The organism is Microbulbifer mixtoriginis (SeqCode), from assembly GCF_052468275.1.
This window is the reverse complement of record NZ_CP174341.1, coordinates 3,150,888-3,165,744: the sequence shown is the minus strand read 5'-3', so window position 1 is coordinate 3,165,744 and position 14,857 is coordinate 3,150,888. Positions and strand designations below refer to the sequence as shown.

Annotated in this window: 14 protein-coding genes; 2 read left to right on the top strand and 12 right to left on the bottom strand. The window is 46.6% G+C overall.

Annotation, left to right across the window (positions count from 1 at the left end):
• Nucleotides 1-10: 10 nt before the first annotated feature.
• A complete protein-coding gene (locus ACJJIC_RS13785) occupies nt 11-904 on the top strand; it encodes a LysR family transcriptional regulator (protein ID WP_444886208.1) in 894 nt (297 codons plus the stop codon).
• A 118-nt stretch (nt 905-1,022) separates the two neighbouring features.
• Here the strand turns inward: ACJJIC_RS13785 and ACJJIC_RS13780 are convergent, their stop codons facing one another.
• The 8 genes from ACJJIC_RS13780 to ACJJIC_RS13745 all read right to left on the bottom strand — a co-directional run bounded on the left by ACJJIC_RS13780 (nt 1,023) and on the right by ACJJIC_RS13745 (nt 9,085).
• The gene (locus ACJJIC_RS13780; RefSeq protein ID WP_444909573.1) at nt 1,023-1,919 is read right to left on the bottom strand and encodes a TlpA family protein disulfide reductase; all 897 of its coding nucleotides are present in this window, start codon (nt 1,917-1,919) and stop codon (nt 1,023-1,025) included.
• Between the two features lie 1,740 nt (nt 1,920-3,659).
• On the bottom strand, nt 3,660-4,409 hold the full coding sequence (locus ACJJIC_RS13775) for an alpha/beta hydrolase family protein (RefSeq protein WP_444890279.1): 750 nt from the start codon (nt 4,407-4,409) through the stop codon (nt 3,660-3,662).
• A 414-nt stretch (nt 4,410-4,823) separates the two neighbouring features.
• Nucleotides 4,824-5,351 carry a dihydrofolate reductase family protein gene (locus ACJJIC_RS13770; RefSeq protein WP_445357187.1) on the bottom strand — a complete coding sequence of 176 codons (528 nt, stop codon included), beginning with the start codon at nt 5,349-5,351 and terminating at the stop codon, nt 4,824-4,826.
• 79 nt (nt 5,352-5,430) lie between these two features.
• On the bottom strand, nt 5,431-6,120 hold the full coding sequence (locus ACJJIC_RS13765; protein WP_444909575.1) for a DUF899 domain-containing protein: 690 nt from the start codon (nt 6,118-6,120) through the stop codon (nt 5,431-5,433).
• A 50-nt stretch (nt 6,121-6,170) separates the two neighbouring features.
• Nucleotides 6,171-6,653 carry a VOC family protein gene (locus ACJJIC_RS13760; RefSeq protein WP_444909576.1) on the bottom strand — a complete coding sequence of 161 codons (483 nt, stop codon included), beginning with the start codon at nt 6,651-6,653 and terminating at the stop codon, nt 6,171-6,173.
• Nucleotides 6,654-6,934: 281 nt separating this feature from the next.
• Entirely contained in the window at nt 6,935-7,576 is a 642-nt protein-coding gene (locus ACJJIC_RS13755; RefSeq protein WP_444909577.1) for a YdeI/OmpD-associated family protein, read from the bottom strand.
• Nucleotides 7,577-7,977: 401 nt separating this feature from the next.
• A complete protein-coding gene (locus ACJJIC_RS13750; RefSeq protein ID WP_445357186.1) occupies nt 7,978-8,451 on the bottom strand; it encodes an SRPBCC family protein in 474 nt (157 codons plus the stop codon).
• A 289-nt stretch (nt 8,452-8,740) separates the two neighbouring features.
• The gene (locus tag ACJJIC_RS13745) at nt 8,741-9,085 is read right to left on the bottom strand and encodes an ArsR/SmtB family transcription factor (protein ID WP_444884880.1); all 345 of its coding nucleotides are present in this window, start codon (nt 9,083-9,085) and stop codon (nt 8,741-8,743) included.
• Nucleotides 9,086-9,246: 161 nt separating this feature from the next.
• On the opposite strand from ACJJIC_RS13745, the gene ACJJIC_RS13740 reads away from it, so the two are divergent.
• Nucleotides 9,247-9,735, top strand: coding sequence for an SRPBCC family protein (locus ACJJIC_RS13740; RefSeq protein ID WP_445357185.1), 489 nt, complete (start codon nt 9,247-9,249; stop codon nt 9,733-9,735).
• Between the two features lie 211 nt (nt 9,736-9,946).
• On the opposite strand, the gene ACJJIC_RS13735 is transcribed toward ACJJIC_RS13740, so the two are convergent.
• From ACJJIC_RS13735 to ACJJIC_RS13720, 4 genes are all read right to left on the bottom strand, one after another.
• Nucleotides 9,947-10,282: a DUF6488 family protein gene (locus tag ACJJIC_RS13735; RefSeq protein WP_445357184.1), complete on the bottom strand. Its 336-nt coding sequence runs from the start codon at nt 10,280-10,282 to the stop codon at nt 9,947-9,949.
• A 46-nt stretch (nt 10,283-10,328) separates the two neighbouring features.
• A complete protein-coding gene (locus ACJJIC_RS13730; RefSeq protein WP_445357183.1) occupies nt 10,329-10,877 on the bottom strand; it encodes a hypothetical protein in 549 nt (182 codons plus the stop codon).
• A 64-nt stretch (nt 10,878-10,941) separates the two neighbouring features.
• A complete protein-coding gene (locus ACJJIC_RS13725; RefSeq protein WP_445357182.1) occupies nt 10,942-11,637 on the bottom strand; it encodes a HupE/UreJ family protein in 696 nt (231 codons plus the stop codon).
• A gap of 62 nt (nt 11,638-11,699) precedes the next feature.
• Nucleotides 11,700-14,855: an efflux RND transporter permease subunit gene (locus tag ACJJIC_RS13720; protein ID WP_445357181.1), complete on the bottom strand. Its 3,156-nt coding sequence runs from the start codon at nt 14,853-14,855 to the stop codon at nt 11,700-11,702.
• Nucleotides 14,856-14,857: the final 2 nt, after the last annotated feature.

Genomic DNA, 14,857 nt, shown 5'->3' with positions numbered 1-14,857 from the left:
GACACAATCTGTGTTTCAACAAGCCCATTTGAACGAAATAGTCGTATTTATTGCCGTAGCCGAACACGGAAGCTTTACAAAGGCAGCGGCATCATTGAACTCAACCAAATCAGGCGCTGGTAAGGCAGTTAAGAAGCTTGAGGAGGAATTGGGTCTTAAGCTATTCAACAGAACCACTCGAAGTATCAGGCTGACAGAAGAAGGCAAAATATTTCTGGATGCCGCAAAACATGCGTTAGAAACAATCAATGAGGCCAGGCTTTTGCTGCATGCCAGGAAGGATGAGCCTGCCGGACGATTGCGTATCAATTTGCCAATAGGAATAGGCCGAAATATTGTCAGTGCTTTAAAGGGGTTCACGCAGTTGCACCCCAAGGTTACGGTCGAGGTCTCTCTTTCAGATAGCCTGGAGGACGCTATTAAAGGAGAATGGGATGTCGTTGTTAGAATTGGCGAACTAGAAGATAGTTCTTTTATCGCAAAAACATTATGTGGATCTAGACGTATCTTGTGTGCTTCGCCTGAATATCTTTCGCAGAAAGGTAAACCTAAGAATTTGGAGGAGTTAAGAGAGCATGATGCTCTTGTTTTCAGAGCGCCTACAGGAAAAGTAAGAGCCTGGTCATTTCGAGAAAATGATGACTCAATTACTGAGTTTTCCCCTTCCCCGCTGGCAATTTTTAGAGATGGGCGAACACTGATAGATGCAGTAGTCGCTGGTATGGGTATTGCTCAGGTATATGATACTGCTCTCGGTTCTTCTATTCAGACTGGCGAAGTTATTGAGTTGTTTCCTGAGAAAGTAGTACCCGGTCCACCGGTTAGTGCACTGATTCCCAGTGGTAGAGCGATGCCTGCGAAAACGAGAGTTTTTATCGATTTTCTACAAAGCGTGCTGGATTAGGATTTAGGGTGTCAGGCGAAATCGCAGAATAATTTCATCAAGAGAACCCCCTCTCTAATTCTAGAAAGGGGGAGATTGGCTGACGAAAACCTTCTGGTTGCTAAGTTTAGGGCTTTCGCTAAGCAATGCTCTTAAAGGTTGGTTTGTCCTTTTCTAGCTGTGGTGCTGAGCCCGCGAAAACATGCAGGAAAGTCGTAGGATTTGGGCGTCTGCGATAATTGTCGGTCTCGTCTCCGAATAGAACTTTGCCACCTTCATCCAGTGCTATCACCGTGGCCATAACGGTATCCTTAGGGTATCCAGGCATTCCTGCAGGGGAACCGCCAATATCTTCAATGCCTAGAGCTTTAGCACCCATTAGGTTGTCATCTTGAAGAATTTCAAAATGACCAGGCAGATCAAGCTTGTCGGCTAACTTCCTTGAGTTGTCGTAGCCTTGGTTAGAGATAAACTTCACCTTCACATCATATTGCTTAAGTGTCTCAGCATATTTCTTCACTTCTTTTAACTGGTTCATACAAAATGGGCACCAGTTGGCTCTAAAGAACACTAATAGTGTTTTAGATTCGTCAAAAGAGGTGGAAGACACACCCGATTTATCTAATCGATTAAAGTTCATTTCAGGCAGTTTTTGGCCTTTTGATATGGCTTTGCTCTTTTTACGGTTGTAGACGGAGAATGACCAGATATACCAGTGAAGGGATAGGAAGCCCAGAGCAGCAGCTGCAATAGGAATGTATAGAGACAAGGACATTGGAGCCTGGTTCGAATAAGTTGAATAAGCAACCAATGCAACTCCTATAAAGTTAACGGCTTGAATAACTGGTAATCTTTCTGACGTTCTTGAAATGCTGAACACATTTGTTAGGACCATCAAGAAAAATGGTAAAGGCAAGGTCGCTAAAAGTGCGCCGACCCAAACCGGATCGCCACCAGATATATAGATCATGATGCCGGACCCTACTCCGCCAAGCATGTTTAATAGAATCATTGGTAAAATAAGTTTTGCTTTCATTTCAAGCTCCTGAAGCGTTGGGTTAATGTCCAAAACTTGGGATCTATCCTATTACATCACATTGACTCAATAATCAGTTCGAATAGAGAAACAATGTTGCGAAAACGGATACAATCGAATTTATTTTATCGATCTATTAGTAGTGGCTGGCATGAGTAACTTACATTCAGTTCTAGCAGGAATTTAGTATTTCTTAACAAATAATGGAGCGAGTAAGCTGGAGGAAGGTGTAAAGATGTGGACTAAATCAGACCAAATCTGACAAATCGTCTTGGATAAGAAGGGTTTACCGGTTTTGATGAAAGTGCCTAAAGCTAAAAGCAAAACCAAGGATAAACCCCATGATCCATACTAATGATCGCATCATCAAAGATTAACTGCTAGGTGATTTCGATTGCAATACCACTCCAAACGTAACTATGCCTTCCAGCGTTTTGATGACGCAACGTTCGCCATCCAACATCAGCCCTCCAAACTGGTTGAGTTTCATTCGGGTTATAATATTTGACTGTGGACCCATCCTTGGCAACCAGGATATTATGGAAACCCATTTCATGAGCAGACCCAGGGGAAGGGCCTCGAAACATCATAAAAGCGCAATTGTAAAAGGTGTCGGCACGCAAGTTCCTCGGCATTCCCCCATTACTAGCTGGCTGTATAAGATTTGTAAACAACGCATTATAATCAACTCTATTGGCCGCCTGCGCGAATTGAAGGCACATGTCTTTCTGAGTCGCGTCATATAAAATCCGACCGGTACGCCCAGGGCACTGGGTATTCACATAGTTTCGCACACGCATCGGCGAACTATTGTTGGCCGCCACTAAGGGATGGTCAGCACCGTTTGGCATAGGAGGTAGGTCCGCATTCTGCCATTTGACGGCGTTCCACAGAGTCCCTTCCACAAATGCCTGTGGCCTTGGTGCACGGATGTCGTATCCTGACACTGCGATCTCGGTGCAGTGAGCGGCGCAAGAGTTGCCGACCTGGCTGGGTAAAGTTTTTAGATGCAACATCAAAATTTCCTTTTTTGTTATGTCTGATAGTGAGAGTAGTGAATCCAGTGTACCAATTTGATAGGCATAATATATATAACGGAGTGGAAAAGAATAATACGAGTTATTACGTAATCCTCTCCTCGATGACGCTGATTGGCTGTAACAAAATTGAATTGATTACGGCGATGCTGATCGTTGTAACAGCTAACGAATTTCTGTGCTCAGACCCTGGCATCTCGTACATTTTTGCTTGTAGTGCATTACCTGCATTACCCGGTAGAGCAATCTCACTTGAAAGCTGCCTTGCTGTACCTTAATAATGCTGTACTTTTGAATCTACACCGGCCTTTTTTGAGATTTCCTTCTCTATCCGTAACTGCTTACTTTCTCGTCGTAATCGATATAATTTCGAAATTTCACTCAGAGTGCAGTCAAACTAAAGTAACTCATTCTTGAGTAAGTAGCGGCTGCGATGGATTGACGCGATGATTCCTTGCGGAATATCTATGCTTACAAAAACAAGGGTTTTCATCGTTTATTTTGAAAAATGAGCTTAATTAAGCTTCTGGATGTTTAATGTAATAAGGGAACAATCCAAAGGCCATCTGGTACTGGCTATGTTGTTTGATCCAAAGGTTCCTGGAAGTCAGTAAAGCTCAGTTATACAACTTAATCCTTAACAGACGAGTCCATATTTTTATTGGATTCTAAGCTCCAACATTATTCTCTATTATATGTCGTATTAACTAATATATCTTTGAGCCCAGGCTCCAATAACATTGCCGACATATTCAGCATCTGATTTCTTCATAAGCAAGTGATCGGCTTTATCTAAGGAAATAAAACTTTTTGGATGGTGCGCAGCGCTAAATATTTTTGCAGCATGATCAATAGAAACAGTGCTGTCTAGTGGTGAATGCATAACTAGTAAAGCTTTCCTTAATTCCTTAAGGTTAACCAAGATGTCTGCTTCATTTATATCGTCAATAAACTGCTTTTTAAGAGTAAACTCTCGGCCAGCAAGCACCACTTTTGCCTGCCCTGTTTTATTGATGTTATCGAGCTCATCTTTAAACATATGTTGGATATGTTTTACATCACTTGGAGCGGCTATAGTAACAACAGCTTTAGCTGTCTTTAGCATACCAGCGGCTTTTAATACGGCAGCACCACCAAAACTATGCCCAATTAGCAATTTTGGCGCTTCAAAGCGGTTTTTAATTTCATTGCAAGCACTAAGTAAGTCTTCAACATTAGATGAAAAGTTAGTATTGGAAAAATCTCCATCACTGTTACCTAACCCAGTAAAATCAAATCTTAATACTGATATTCCTTTGCTAGTCAATGATTTGCTAATAGCGCTCGCAGCAATGATATCTTTTGAGCATGTGAAACAATGTGCAAAAATTGCATAGGCCTTTGGGTTCCCGGTGGAATTTTCTAATTTACCCTTTAATTCTACACCGTCACGATTTGGGAAATTAAATTCCATAATATTATCCAATATATATTGATGAATTACTTCAACTTTTCAGAATACTTCTTCACTTCTTTTAACTGGTTCATATTAAGGTAAAGACGCCCCATTGTCCGCTCCAGCTACTTCAACCATTGCATGGACTTACAAAGCCGTATTCAACTTTGCCAAAGTAATTAATGCTCGTATCGCCTTCTATCCGAATCAAGTGGTAACCAAAAGGTTGAGGCCTTATCATGACAGTATAAAAATTGGTGATTACACCGGTACAAGATAGATGGCTATTTGAACTGTATCAATCAATCCATATGACTGCTGGAATATAGGAATTCCACGGATTTCCGTGAAGGCCTAATGCCCTTAAAGAAAATAGAAACTTTGCGATTTGTTATACTTCTCCACCTTTCTGCAAGCACTTGTAGCGAAGGATCACCCCCCCGATTTAAGGGCGTCCGTCCGCATGAGTTCGAAATTCTTCTGGATGGCGTCAGCTTTGAAGGGAGGTGAGCCTGCTCCAAGTACGATGGGTGCAAGACATATCCGGTATTCATCCACCAAGCCCCTTGCGAGCAGAGTAGCCACAAGGTCTGCGCTTCCGAAAACGAAGATATCTCTCTTCCCGGTCTCCTTCTTCAGCGTGCTAACGTGTTCGACGGCCTCACCTTTTAAAAGACGAGTGTTTGACCAATCGGCGGTTTCAAGTGTGCGCGTGATGACAGCTTTCTCAAGTGAGTTCATCATGTCCGCAACCGCCCCGGTTTCATTCCTCCAATGACTGGCCATCCCCTCATAGGTGCAGCGTCCAAACAACAAGGTGCCGATTTCATCGCCCTGCTGAAGAGAGAAAGCTTCTAACTCGTCGCCCCACACTGTTCCGTGATGGTCCAACGCCCAGGGCGCAGTGCCTTCAAAGTACCCGTCCAACGTCATCACATTCCAAACAACTAAACGCCTCATATCCTGTTTCTCCTAAACAAGCGATTGAGTAGATGAATTCTTCCCTTTGTAGCTGGATGATGTGTGGCAGGCACCCGTATTAGCCATATTCGTTGTGTCTCCGCCACCAATGATATGGCTGTGTCTGCTGAGTGCCGTCGGGAGCCGCTTCCCAGTTTTCCTGGCGGCCGAGCGGTGTGATATCCAAAAGAGTCCACACCGTGCCAAGTGTTTCGACACCTCGACCGTTAGTGAAATAGGTTCGATAGAGGTCCTCTCCATCGCGATAGAAAACGTTGATGCCAAATCCGGTAGCCACATCGAAATCAGCGTTGAAGCTGTCCTTGGTTTCATACCAGGGGATTGCCCAACCCATACGTTTCCGGAATGCCTCTATCTCAACGATTGGCGCTTTTGACACAAAGACGAGAGAGGTGTCTCGGGCATGTAGATGGGCAAGATGAGGAATCTGATCGGCGACCATGCAGCAGCCTTCGCACGGGCTGGGATCAGCGGGCTTCAACATATGGTGGTAAACGATGAGTTGTGAATGGTCATCGAATAAGTCAGCCAGAGTCGCAGTGCCTCCTGGACCCGCAAAGGCATAATTTTGTTCGATCTTAACCCAACCCGAATACCGTCGTTTTTCTGCCAGCCGGTCGTGGGCACGGGTCAGCTCCTTTTCTGCTTTGCGGAGTTCAGCGAGTTCATCCTTCCAGGCCTCCGGTAACAGGATCTGCCGGACTACTCCGGAGATCTCCTTAGTTTTCCTGTTCTGAATTAAAGCCATAATCAGCTCCAGATCTTGAGTTAAGTTGAGAAGAGTACTTCCCTATGAACTCATACTTCCTCGGCGGCTGCCTCTATCGTGGCGATATCGATCTTACTCATGGACATCATCGCCTTAAAGGCACGCTTCGCTTTGTCACGATCAGAGTTCGTTGTCAGATCCAGAAGCTGTCTTGGTGTAATTTGCCACGAGTGGCCCCAGTGATCCTTGCACCAACCACAGGCACTTTCTTGTCCACCATTACTGATGATCGCCTCCCAGTAGCGGTCGGTTTCTTCCTGATTCTCGGTGACAACCATGAAACTAACGGATTCATTTGGCCTGAAATTCGGACCGCCATTCAGACCAATAAACTTGCGCCCGAGTACGGTAAATTCGACAGTCAGTTCACTGCCTTCCTCACCGCCAGGGTAGTCGGTCACCGCTTGATTAACTCGATCTACATGACTATCTGGAAAAGTTGCGGCGTAGAATTCCGCCGCCTTCTTTGCTTCGCCATAGTCAAACCACAGGCAGTTTACGAGTTCAGTCATATGTATTCTCCTATGCTTTGGACAGTATGCGGTCTCTTCACCGTCAGCTTTGAAGGTTGCTGCAATGCGCTCCATATCGTAACTGCGCCCTGGTTCAGGTTTGATAAAGACCCCTGCCCCTTTGGTATTTGTGATGAATGGCGGTCTCGGTACCCTCCCGAGGAGGATGTTCTGTTACCTCACTCGGCATGATAAATATCGTCTAGAACTGCTTAGCCAAATCTGCGCTATTCCAAAGGTCGCTCGAGGTCGATGCGAGTTGTTCATCGATGCATCTTTTTTTATCGCTCCATAGCGCCTTTGCCTGAAATTATTTTGCTGCGGAACTTGGCTATTCTCGAAACCCGTGTAGCTGGTTTCTTGGCTGAATTTAAGTTGAAGGCATAGCCTCTCTGGCGCCCTGGTGTTAATGCATGAAACGCTTCTGCAAGCTCGGGGTCGGCATCCATGGCTTCAACCAGTTCATCTGGGAGCTTGATATCGCGTTCTGCTTTTGGGGGCTTAATGCCGGCTTTGGCATATCCCTTCGCTTCCTCGATGTAAGCTCGTATAACTGATTCGAGCTTTGTCACTTGGTCGTTGGATTTCAGGGGGATCATATGTGGGTGTTGGGTATTCTCACCACGCTTTTGAAGTAAGCCTTTGGTGTCTTTCAATAACGCCGCATCCATAAAGCTAATGAGGAATTTCTCTCGAAACGCTCCAAGGATGACAATATTTCGACCGGCGAATGTGTAGCAAGGCTGCCCCCATTTTACGTGCTCTTCCAGATCCATGCTCTGGCATATCCGGCGCAACTCATTAAGGCCGGATTTCCATTTCTGGGTCGAGCAATCAGGCGTTGCAAAGCGTTCACAACGCCCACAACCTTTCGAAAAATAATCTGCGATATCTGAAATCATTGCTATAACCGGTTGTCCCATACGAGCAAAGTCCCTGCCACTATCAAACTATCATTTTTCCGGAGTTAGATTTTGATGTCCCCTCCCCTACGGCTCCTGCCTTTGAACCCTCGTAATTTAGCAACTATGGCGTTCCATATTTATCTGTGAGTTTTGATCAGCGTCATAACCAGCATTCAAAATCTCCTATCGATTATGCCAGCTTGCGATTGGGCTGCCGGCGCTAACCTTGTTGAAGCGAGGAGTCTCCAGTGGAGATACTTCCATCCCGCATATAGGTTACGCAAATAGTGCCACTATCTGTCGTCGTAGATTGCTGTACATGGAACCCCAAAGGGATCACACCAGCACCGAAGAGGCGCTTTCCTTTGCCGAGAACCAAGGGAAAAATCAGCAGTTTAAACTGATCTACCAGGTCTGCTTTATTCGATTTCCACCCTTGTTGCTTCCAGGTAAGCAGCAAGATTAGAAAGAGCACACTGCCATCCATTGCGTGTTCCGTCGATCATTCCCAAACCGACCAGAGAGGTGATCTGTATCGTCACCTGGAGTTCAGTCGCGCGCTTATTTTGACTAATCGCCACGGTGATCAAAGAGGCACTCAATAAAGAGTCGTCGGTATATACACGCTCGGTAAAAAGCAGGAGATGCGGCTTACTGATGTCGTAGTAGTGTGTTTCGACCCGGAATTGCAGATCATTCTTTTGGCCGCACCGATGTACGTCAAGGCCTCCGACGCGAAAGTCGTTTTCAATAAACTCGACTGCCTCATCCTTAGAAGGTGCCCCCCATATTGATCGGGCTTTTGGGTTTTCCCAGGCTGAAAAAACCTGTTCTGCTGGTGCTTTGATTGTTTTACTGATGGATATGGTGTCGTGCGATAACTGTTGGCTCATGCTAGTCCCTTTGCTTAATGGCAGTTCCCAGGCTACCGACTAATAGTTAGCTGATTGGATAACTATAAAAAGCAATAATAGTTAGGTCAATGGATAACTTACTAGTGGCGCAAAAGAGTAAGAGAATTGACCCCTATCTGCTTAAAGTGAGGTGCAATGTCATAAGGGGGTGAGGTAGGTGAGCCGATCACGCCCTCCAGTTTTTTAACAGAAGATCAAGTAGTCGGCTATTGGAATGGAGGGGGGACCTACAGGGTTTGCAATATGGCACCCTGTATCTCTATCGTACTCAGTCATCCTGTCCTTCAGCGCCAAGTGCTTCGACAAAGCTCGCCATTCTTGCCATCCGGCCTTCCCACTGGGCCGTCTGTGTATTAATCCAAGTTTCTGCAGCTGTCAGTTGCTTCGGCTTGATCTCGCAGGTTCGTACGCGACCAATTTTCTTGGATCGGATCAAACCCGCATCCTCCAGCACACCAATGTGCTTCATGAATGAAGGTAGTGCCATTTCAAACGGTTTAGCGAGCTCGGTGATTGATGCCGGTCCGCTGGTCAGGTGCTGAATGACAGCGCGGCGCGTTGGATCTGCTAAGGCTTGGAAGACTGTATTCAGATTTTCGTGATTGTTACCCATTTGACTAAGTATATAGGTGTAAAATCGTTAGGCAATGGCCGCGGTTTGCTAAAGCCCGTAAAAAACACCCTAACAAAAGTGCTTCATCTCCTCCCTAAAAGCTATGTTTTAGTGTTAACAGAAAGCAGGAAACCTGCTGATAAAAAGAACAAGGTGCAATAGTGATCGATCTTTCCTATCAAGCGGACGTCCAAACCAAGCCTATCTCCTACACGGTCAGGGCAACACCGGAAGAGGTTTTTACAGCCTGGGTTACGCCGAGCATGGTTGAAAAATGGTGGGGGCCTGACGGTTTCACTACGCGTGTGCTCAATCTCACGGCAGAGGTTGGCGGGAGTTTTGCTTTTGAGATGACAGCTCCAGACGGTAGCTCTTGCGTAATGTCTGGAGTATATCGTCGTGTCGATAGACCGAAGTTTCTAAGTTTTGAGGTCCATAAACATTGCAATCTCAGCTTGCCACATGGCACCGAACCGCAAAAGAATTCGTCATTGGTCGAAGTAGTGTTCAGAAGCAGTGAGCTTGGCACTGTCGTTTCGCTTACGCATACACTTCTAAACCCTGACTACGCAGAGCTGGCAGCGATCAGTTGGGCCCAATCACTTCGATGTATGGAGGCTCGAATTTCTGGATCGGCAAATCTGATCTGAGATGGCAAGGTGTCTTGATGGCAGTCATGAGTCTGTGCACATCTTACACGCTGTCTAATTTGATACTACCAACCACATGCGCATTTAAGGCCTTAAATTCTTCATGGCATTTTCGGCCGTATAAAGTTTGACCAATATGCCTATCAGATGTGTGAAGAATTTTCATTGAAGGCAGCGGCTAATTTACCGCTGCCAGCGTATATCTTATCAGTTAGAGGTTCTGCACTTTAAAAGTCAGAAAGTAACCTTCGGTGCTTAAGAAAACCTGTAGTTGCTGATTCAGTACACCACCCTGCTCTTTTGCTGTAACAACCCACTGACGCTGATTGTTAACACGTTGTATAGCGGCGCTGAGCGGCTTGTCAGACCAGGACTCGTTAAGCTTACCCTCTTTGATTAGGCGAGCGACTTCCTGGCTGGCGATGCCTTTGGCTTCTACCATGGATACAGTGGCAAAATTGTCTCTCTCATGGTCACCATGGGCGAAAGCAAGATTTGCGAAGCCTAAGGTAACTGATACACAGATGACTCGAATAAGTTTGTTCATAATACTCTCTTTCTTCTCGGTTTTAGCGAATGTTGATCAAAAAGCGTTACTGTTTGAGTCCAATAACCTCGTAGAACCCCTTTGTTTTTAGAGTGATCTTCACAGATTCTTGACCGTTATTTTTCCAATACCAGCCATGGGAACCATCAAAAGGCGTGGTGAGAGAGCCACTCATCTTGTTTGCGGTAGCAATAGCAAAGCTCTCAAAGTAGCCGGTAGTATCGTCTGCGGGTTCGCCGTGAAAATCAAAGTAAAGTTCACCACTCTCCGTTACCCACTCGTACTCCAGATGGCCGTATTTATCCAATTGAAATTTGTATTCAATCCCACGGCCAGCGGGCACTTCAATAGTTGTAGTGTCAGTCCGATAAGCAAAGGACTGCTCGCCACGCTGCACTACTTCTGGTACAGCAATTTCCTGCTCTTGACTGTTTAATTCAGTCAGCCCCAGTGCACTGCCGATTCCAGTAGGATCTATATTGTATTCAGCTGGCAGGATTACTGTGGTCAACATAATGGCTGCAAGCACGCCAGCAGCAAGTGTGGATTTAATCAGCGTTTGTGCAGACTGCACTGGCATTTCAGTTGTATTCATTCTGTAAGCTCTAAATCTGAGTTCTTTCTGTTCAATTAACTTAATAAAGTCACTTTCTGGCTAACTAACCTACGAAGTAGCCTGTCATCTGGTAACCCACCAACATCAGTCCACCACTCATTAGTAAGGTATTTGTCATAGTGGAAAAGCGCAGGAAACTGTCAAAGCGACGCCAATAATTGATGGCGAGAAGAATAAACAGCAACGCAACAAACTGACCAATTTCTACTCCGACATTAAAGGCCAGAATGTTCTCCACCAACCCATCGCTGGACAGCTTGAATTCCTGTAATTTGGTTGCCAAACCAAAACCATGGAAGAGTCCAAAAATCAGTACGGCAGCCTTGGTATTAGGCTGGAAGCCAAAAACCCGTTTGAAGCCGCCGAGATTATCGAAGCCTTTATAGACAATGGATAATCCAATAATGGCATCGATCAAATAGACATTCACATGGGTGTCGTTAAGCACTCCAAATAACAACGTTAAGCTATGACCGAGAGTAAAGAAGCTTACATAGATAAGAACATCTTTTGAGCGATATAAAAAGAAAATGACTCCCACCAGGAACAGCAGGTGGTCATAGCCAGTCACCATATGCTTGGCGCCAATATATAGAAAGGGAATAATAGCTACCCCTTCATTACCGGCAAGAAAAGTCTTGGTAGCATCGTCCACTCCATGTGCAAATAGCGGCATAGATATCACCATACCTGCTATCAGCGCCATCAAGCCGAAAACTGTTTTTAAACTATTGTGCAACGTTACTATCTCCCGTTATTAAAGTTCTAAATTCTTGTGAACCAAAGTGCACACAGGCCCAGTTAACTGGCTCCAGCCAGAGCCACTTCAGGGTTATCTTGTAAGCTCTCCGACTTGGCATTCCTGCCATGTAAAATTCTGTAGAGTGCCGGCAACACTAAAAGTGTCAGGATTGTTGATGAGACAATACCGCCAATAACCACCGTAGCCAGTGGGCGCTGTACTTCAGAGCCAATACCAGTATTCAGGGCCATGGGTACAAAACCGAGTGAGGCAACCAGTGCAGTACTAATGACCGGACGTAATCGGATCAGGGCGCCCTCAATAATGGCCTTTTCTATGCTGTAACCTTGGTCACGCAGATCGCGAATAAAGGAAACCATCACTAGGCCGTTAAGGATGGCAATCCCGGAAAGTGCGATAAAACCAACGGCTGCGGAAATGGAGAAAGGGATATCCCGCAACATTAAAGAGAGCACACCGCCGGTTAATGCGAGGGGTATACCGGTAAAGATAATTGCCGCATCTTTTATGGAGCGAAGCGCCAGCAGAAGAAGCCCCATAATCAACACAAGGGTCAGTGGTACTACTATCGATAAACGTTCAGTAGCAGACTGTAGCGTTTGATAGGTCCCGCCGTATTCAACCCAGTAACCAGGTGGTATTTCCACTTTACCGGAAACGGACTGCTGTACATCAGCAACAAAGCTACCCAGGTCCCTACCCCGCACATTAGCCGTTACCACTACCCTGCGTTTACCGTTCTCGCGGAAAACCTGATTGATACCGGCAGTGAGTTCCAAGCTGGCAATTTCCTCCAGGGGCACATAGTTGCCATTGGGTCGATGAATCGGCAGTTTCTTTAGCGCATCCAAATCCTGGCGCAATACCTCTGGCAAACGCACAACAATATCGGTGCGGCGGTCTCCTTCATAAAAGCGGCCAGCAACCGTACCTCCCAGGGCGGTTGCCAGCTGCTCCTGTACTTGGCTGATGGCCAGCCCATACTGGGTTAGTGCGGCTTGGTCAGGAACAATGGCGAGAACCGGTAAACCGCTGGTTTGCTCCATCTGTATATCAGCAACGCCTTCTACACTGCCTATAGCCGCTTCAATTTCACTGCCCAAACGCTCTAATTGCTCGAAATCATCGCCAAAGACTTTGATCGCCAATTCCGCACGTACCCCCGCTAAAAGCTCGTTAAAGCGCATCTGGATTGGCTGGAGAAATTCATAGCGGTTGCCGGGGATTGGCTCTACCAGCTTTGCCAGCTCTTCTACTAATTGCTCTTTCGGCTTATCCGGATCTGGCCACTGAGACCTGGGTTTCAGGATAATAAAGTTATCGGCAACACTTGGGGGAACGGCATCGGTAGCCACTTCCGCAGTCCCAATTTTGGCGAATACACGCTCCACTTCGGGCAACTCTTTAATCCGCTCCTCTAGGGATTTTTGTAGTGCAATCGCTTGTTCCAGGGATGTGCCGGGAATACGCAAGGCGTGCATGGCAATATCGCCTTCATCCAGATTCGGCACAAATTCGCTACCCATTCTGCTTGCCGTATAGCCGGAAACCAACACCAGTAGCGCAGCAATAGCGACAACCATGCCACGCTGGCGCAGTGCAAACTCCAGGGCCGGGCGATAAAAGCTATTCAGCTTCTCAAGTGCAGGGTTTTTCTTTTCGATCACCGGTTTGCGGAATAGCAGCGCTATGCCGGCTGGCACCAAAGTGATGGAAAGAAACATCGCAGAAAGCAGCGCAATCACCACGGTAATTGCCATCGGATGGAACATCTTGCCCTCCACTCCAGTCAGGGCAAAAATGGGTAAATACACGGCTGTGATAATGAACACACCAAACATGGCCGGGCGAATCACTTCCCGCGTCGATTGAAATACCAGGGTAAGCCGCTCTTTAAGACTCAACTGGCCACGCTCGCGGGCGGATTCGCTGAGACGTCGCAGACAGTTCTCGACAATAATGATGGCCCCATCCACCAACAAGCCAAAGTCCAGCGCCCCCAGACTCATCAGGTTTGCACTTACGCGGGCCTGAACCATGCCGGTGATAGTCATTAACATGGCCACCGGAATGACCAGCGCAGTGAGAATTGCTGCGCGAACATTCCCCAGCAGCAGGAAAAGAACCGCGATAACCAGCAGCGCACCTTCCATAAGATTGGTTTGGACCGTGCGCAGTGTCTGGTCAACCAGACCGGTACGATCATAAACTGCTGTCAATGTGATACCAGGCGGTAGACTCTGTTTGATACTCTCTAATTTTTCACCAACTGCACCTGCAATGGTGCGACTATTTTCGCCAACCAGCATGAAAACGGTGCTCATCACCACTTCCCTGCCGTTCTGAGTAGCCGCCCCTGTGCGCATTTCGCGCCCCTCTTCGATCTTGGCCAAGTCGCCAAGTCGAACAACAACGCCATTCACTTCCGCAACCAGGAAATCCTTTAGTGTCTCTAACGAGCTTGCCTGCCCAGGAACCCGCAACAACCACTGGGCGCCACTGTGTTCAATAAAGCCTACACCGCGGTTACGATTGTTCTCCTCGATCGAGCGAATCAGGTCTTCCTGCGTCAGGCCGAATGCCAGCAGTTTCTCTGGTTCTATAGCAATTAGAATTTCTCTCTTAAACCCGCCGATCGGATTGACTTCCACCACACCAGGTACACGCAGTAACTGCGGGCGCACAATCCAGTCATGCACCGAACGCAAGTCTTTAGGTGTTACGGCACTGCCATCAGCATTGGTGGCTCCGGGTTCGGAGTCCACTGTGAACATAAAGATTTCACCAAGACCTGTGGCAATGGGTCCAAGCTCCGGCTCCAAACCAGCAGGCAGTGCACCACGTACACTAGTGAGCCGTTCATTCACTAACTGGCGGGCAAAATAAATATCGGTGCCATCTTCAAAAATCACCGTAACCTGAGACAACCCATACCGCGAAACGGAACGTGTATAAGCAAGGCTCGGCAATCCAGCCATTGCATTTTCCACAGGGTATGTAACCCGTTGCTCAACTTCTTTTGGGGTATACCCCGGTGCCTCCGTATTAATAACCACCTGGATATTGGTAATATCTGGTACTGCATCAATGGGCAGCCGGGTGAAATTCCAAATGCCCAAGCCGCACAGTAATAGCACAAGGGCAATAACCAGCCCGCGATTTTGAATTGAGGTTCTTATCAAGTACTCAAGCATGT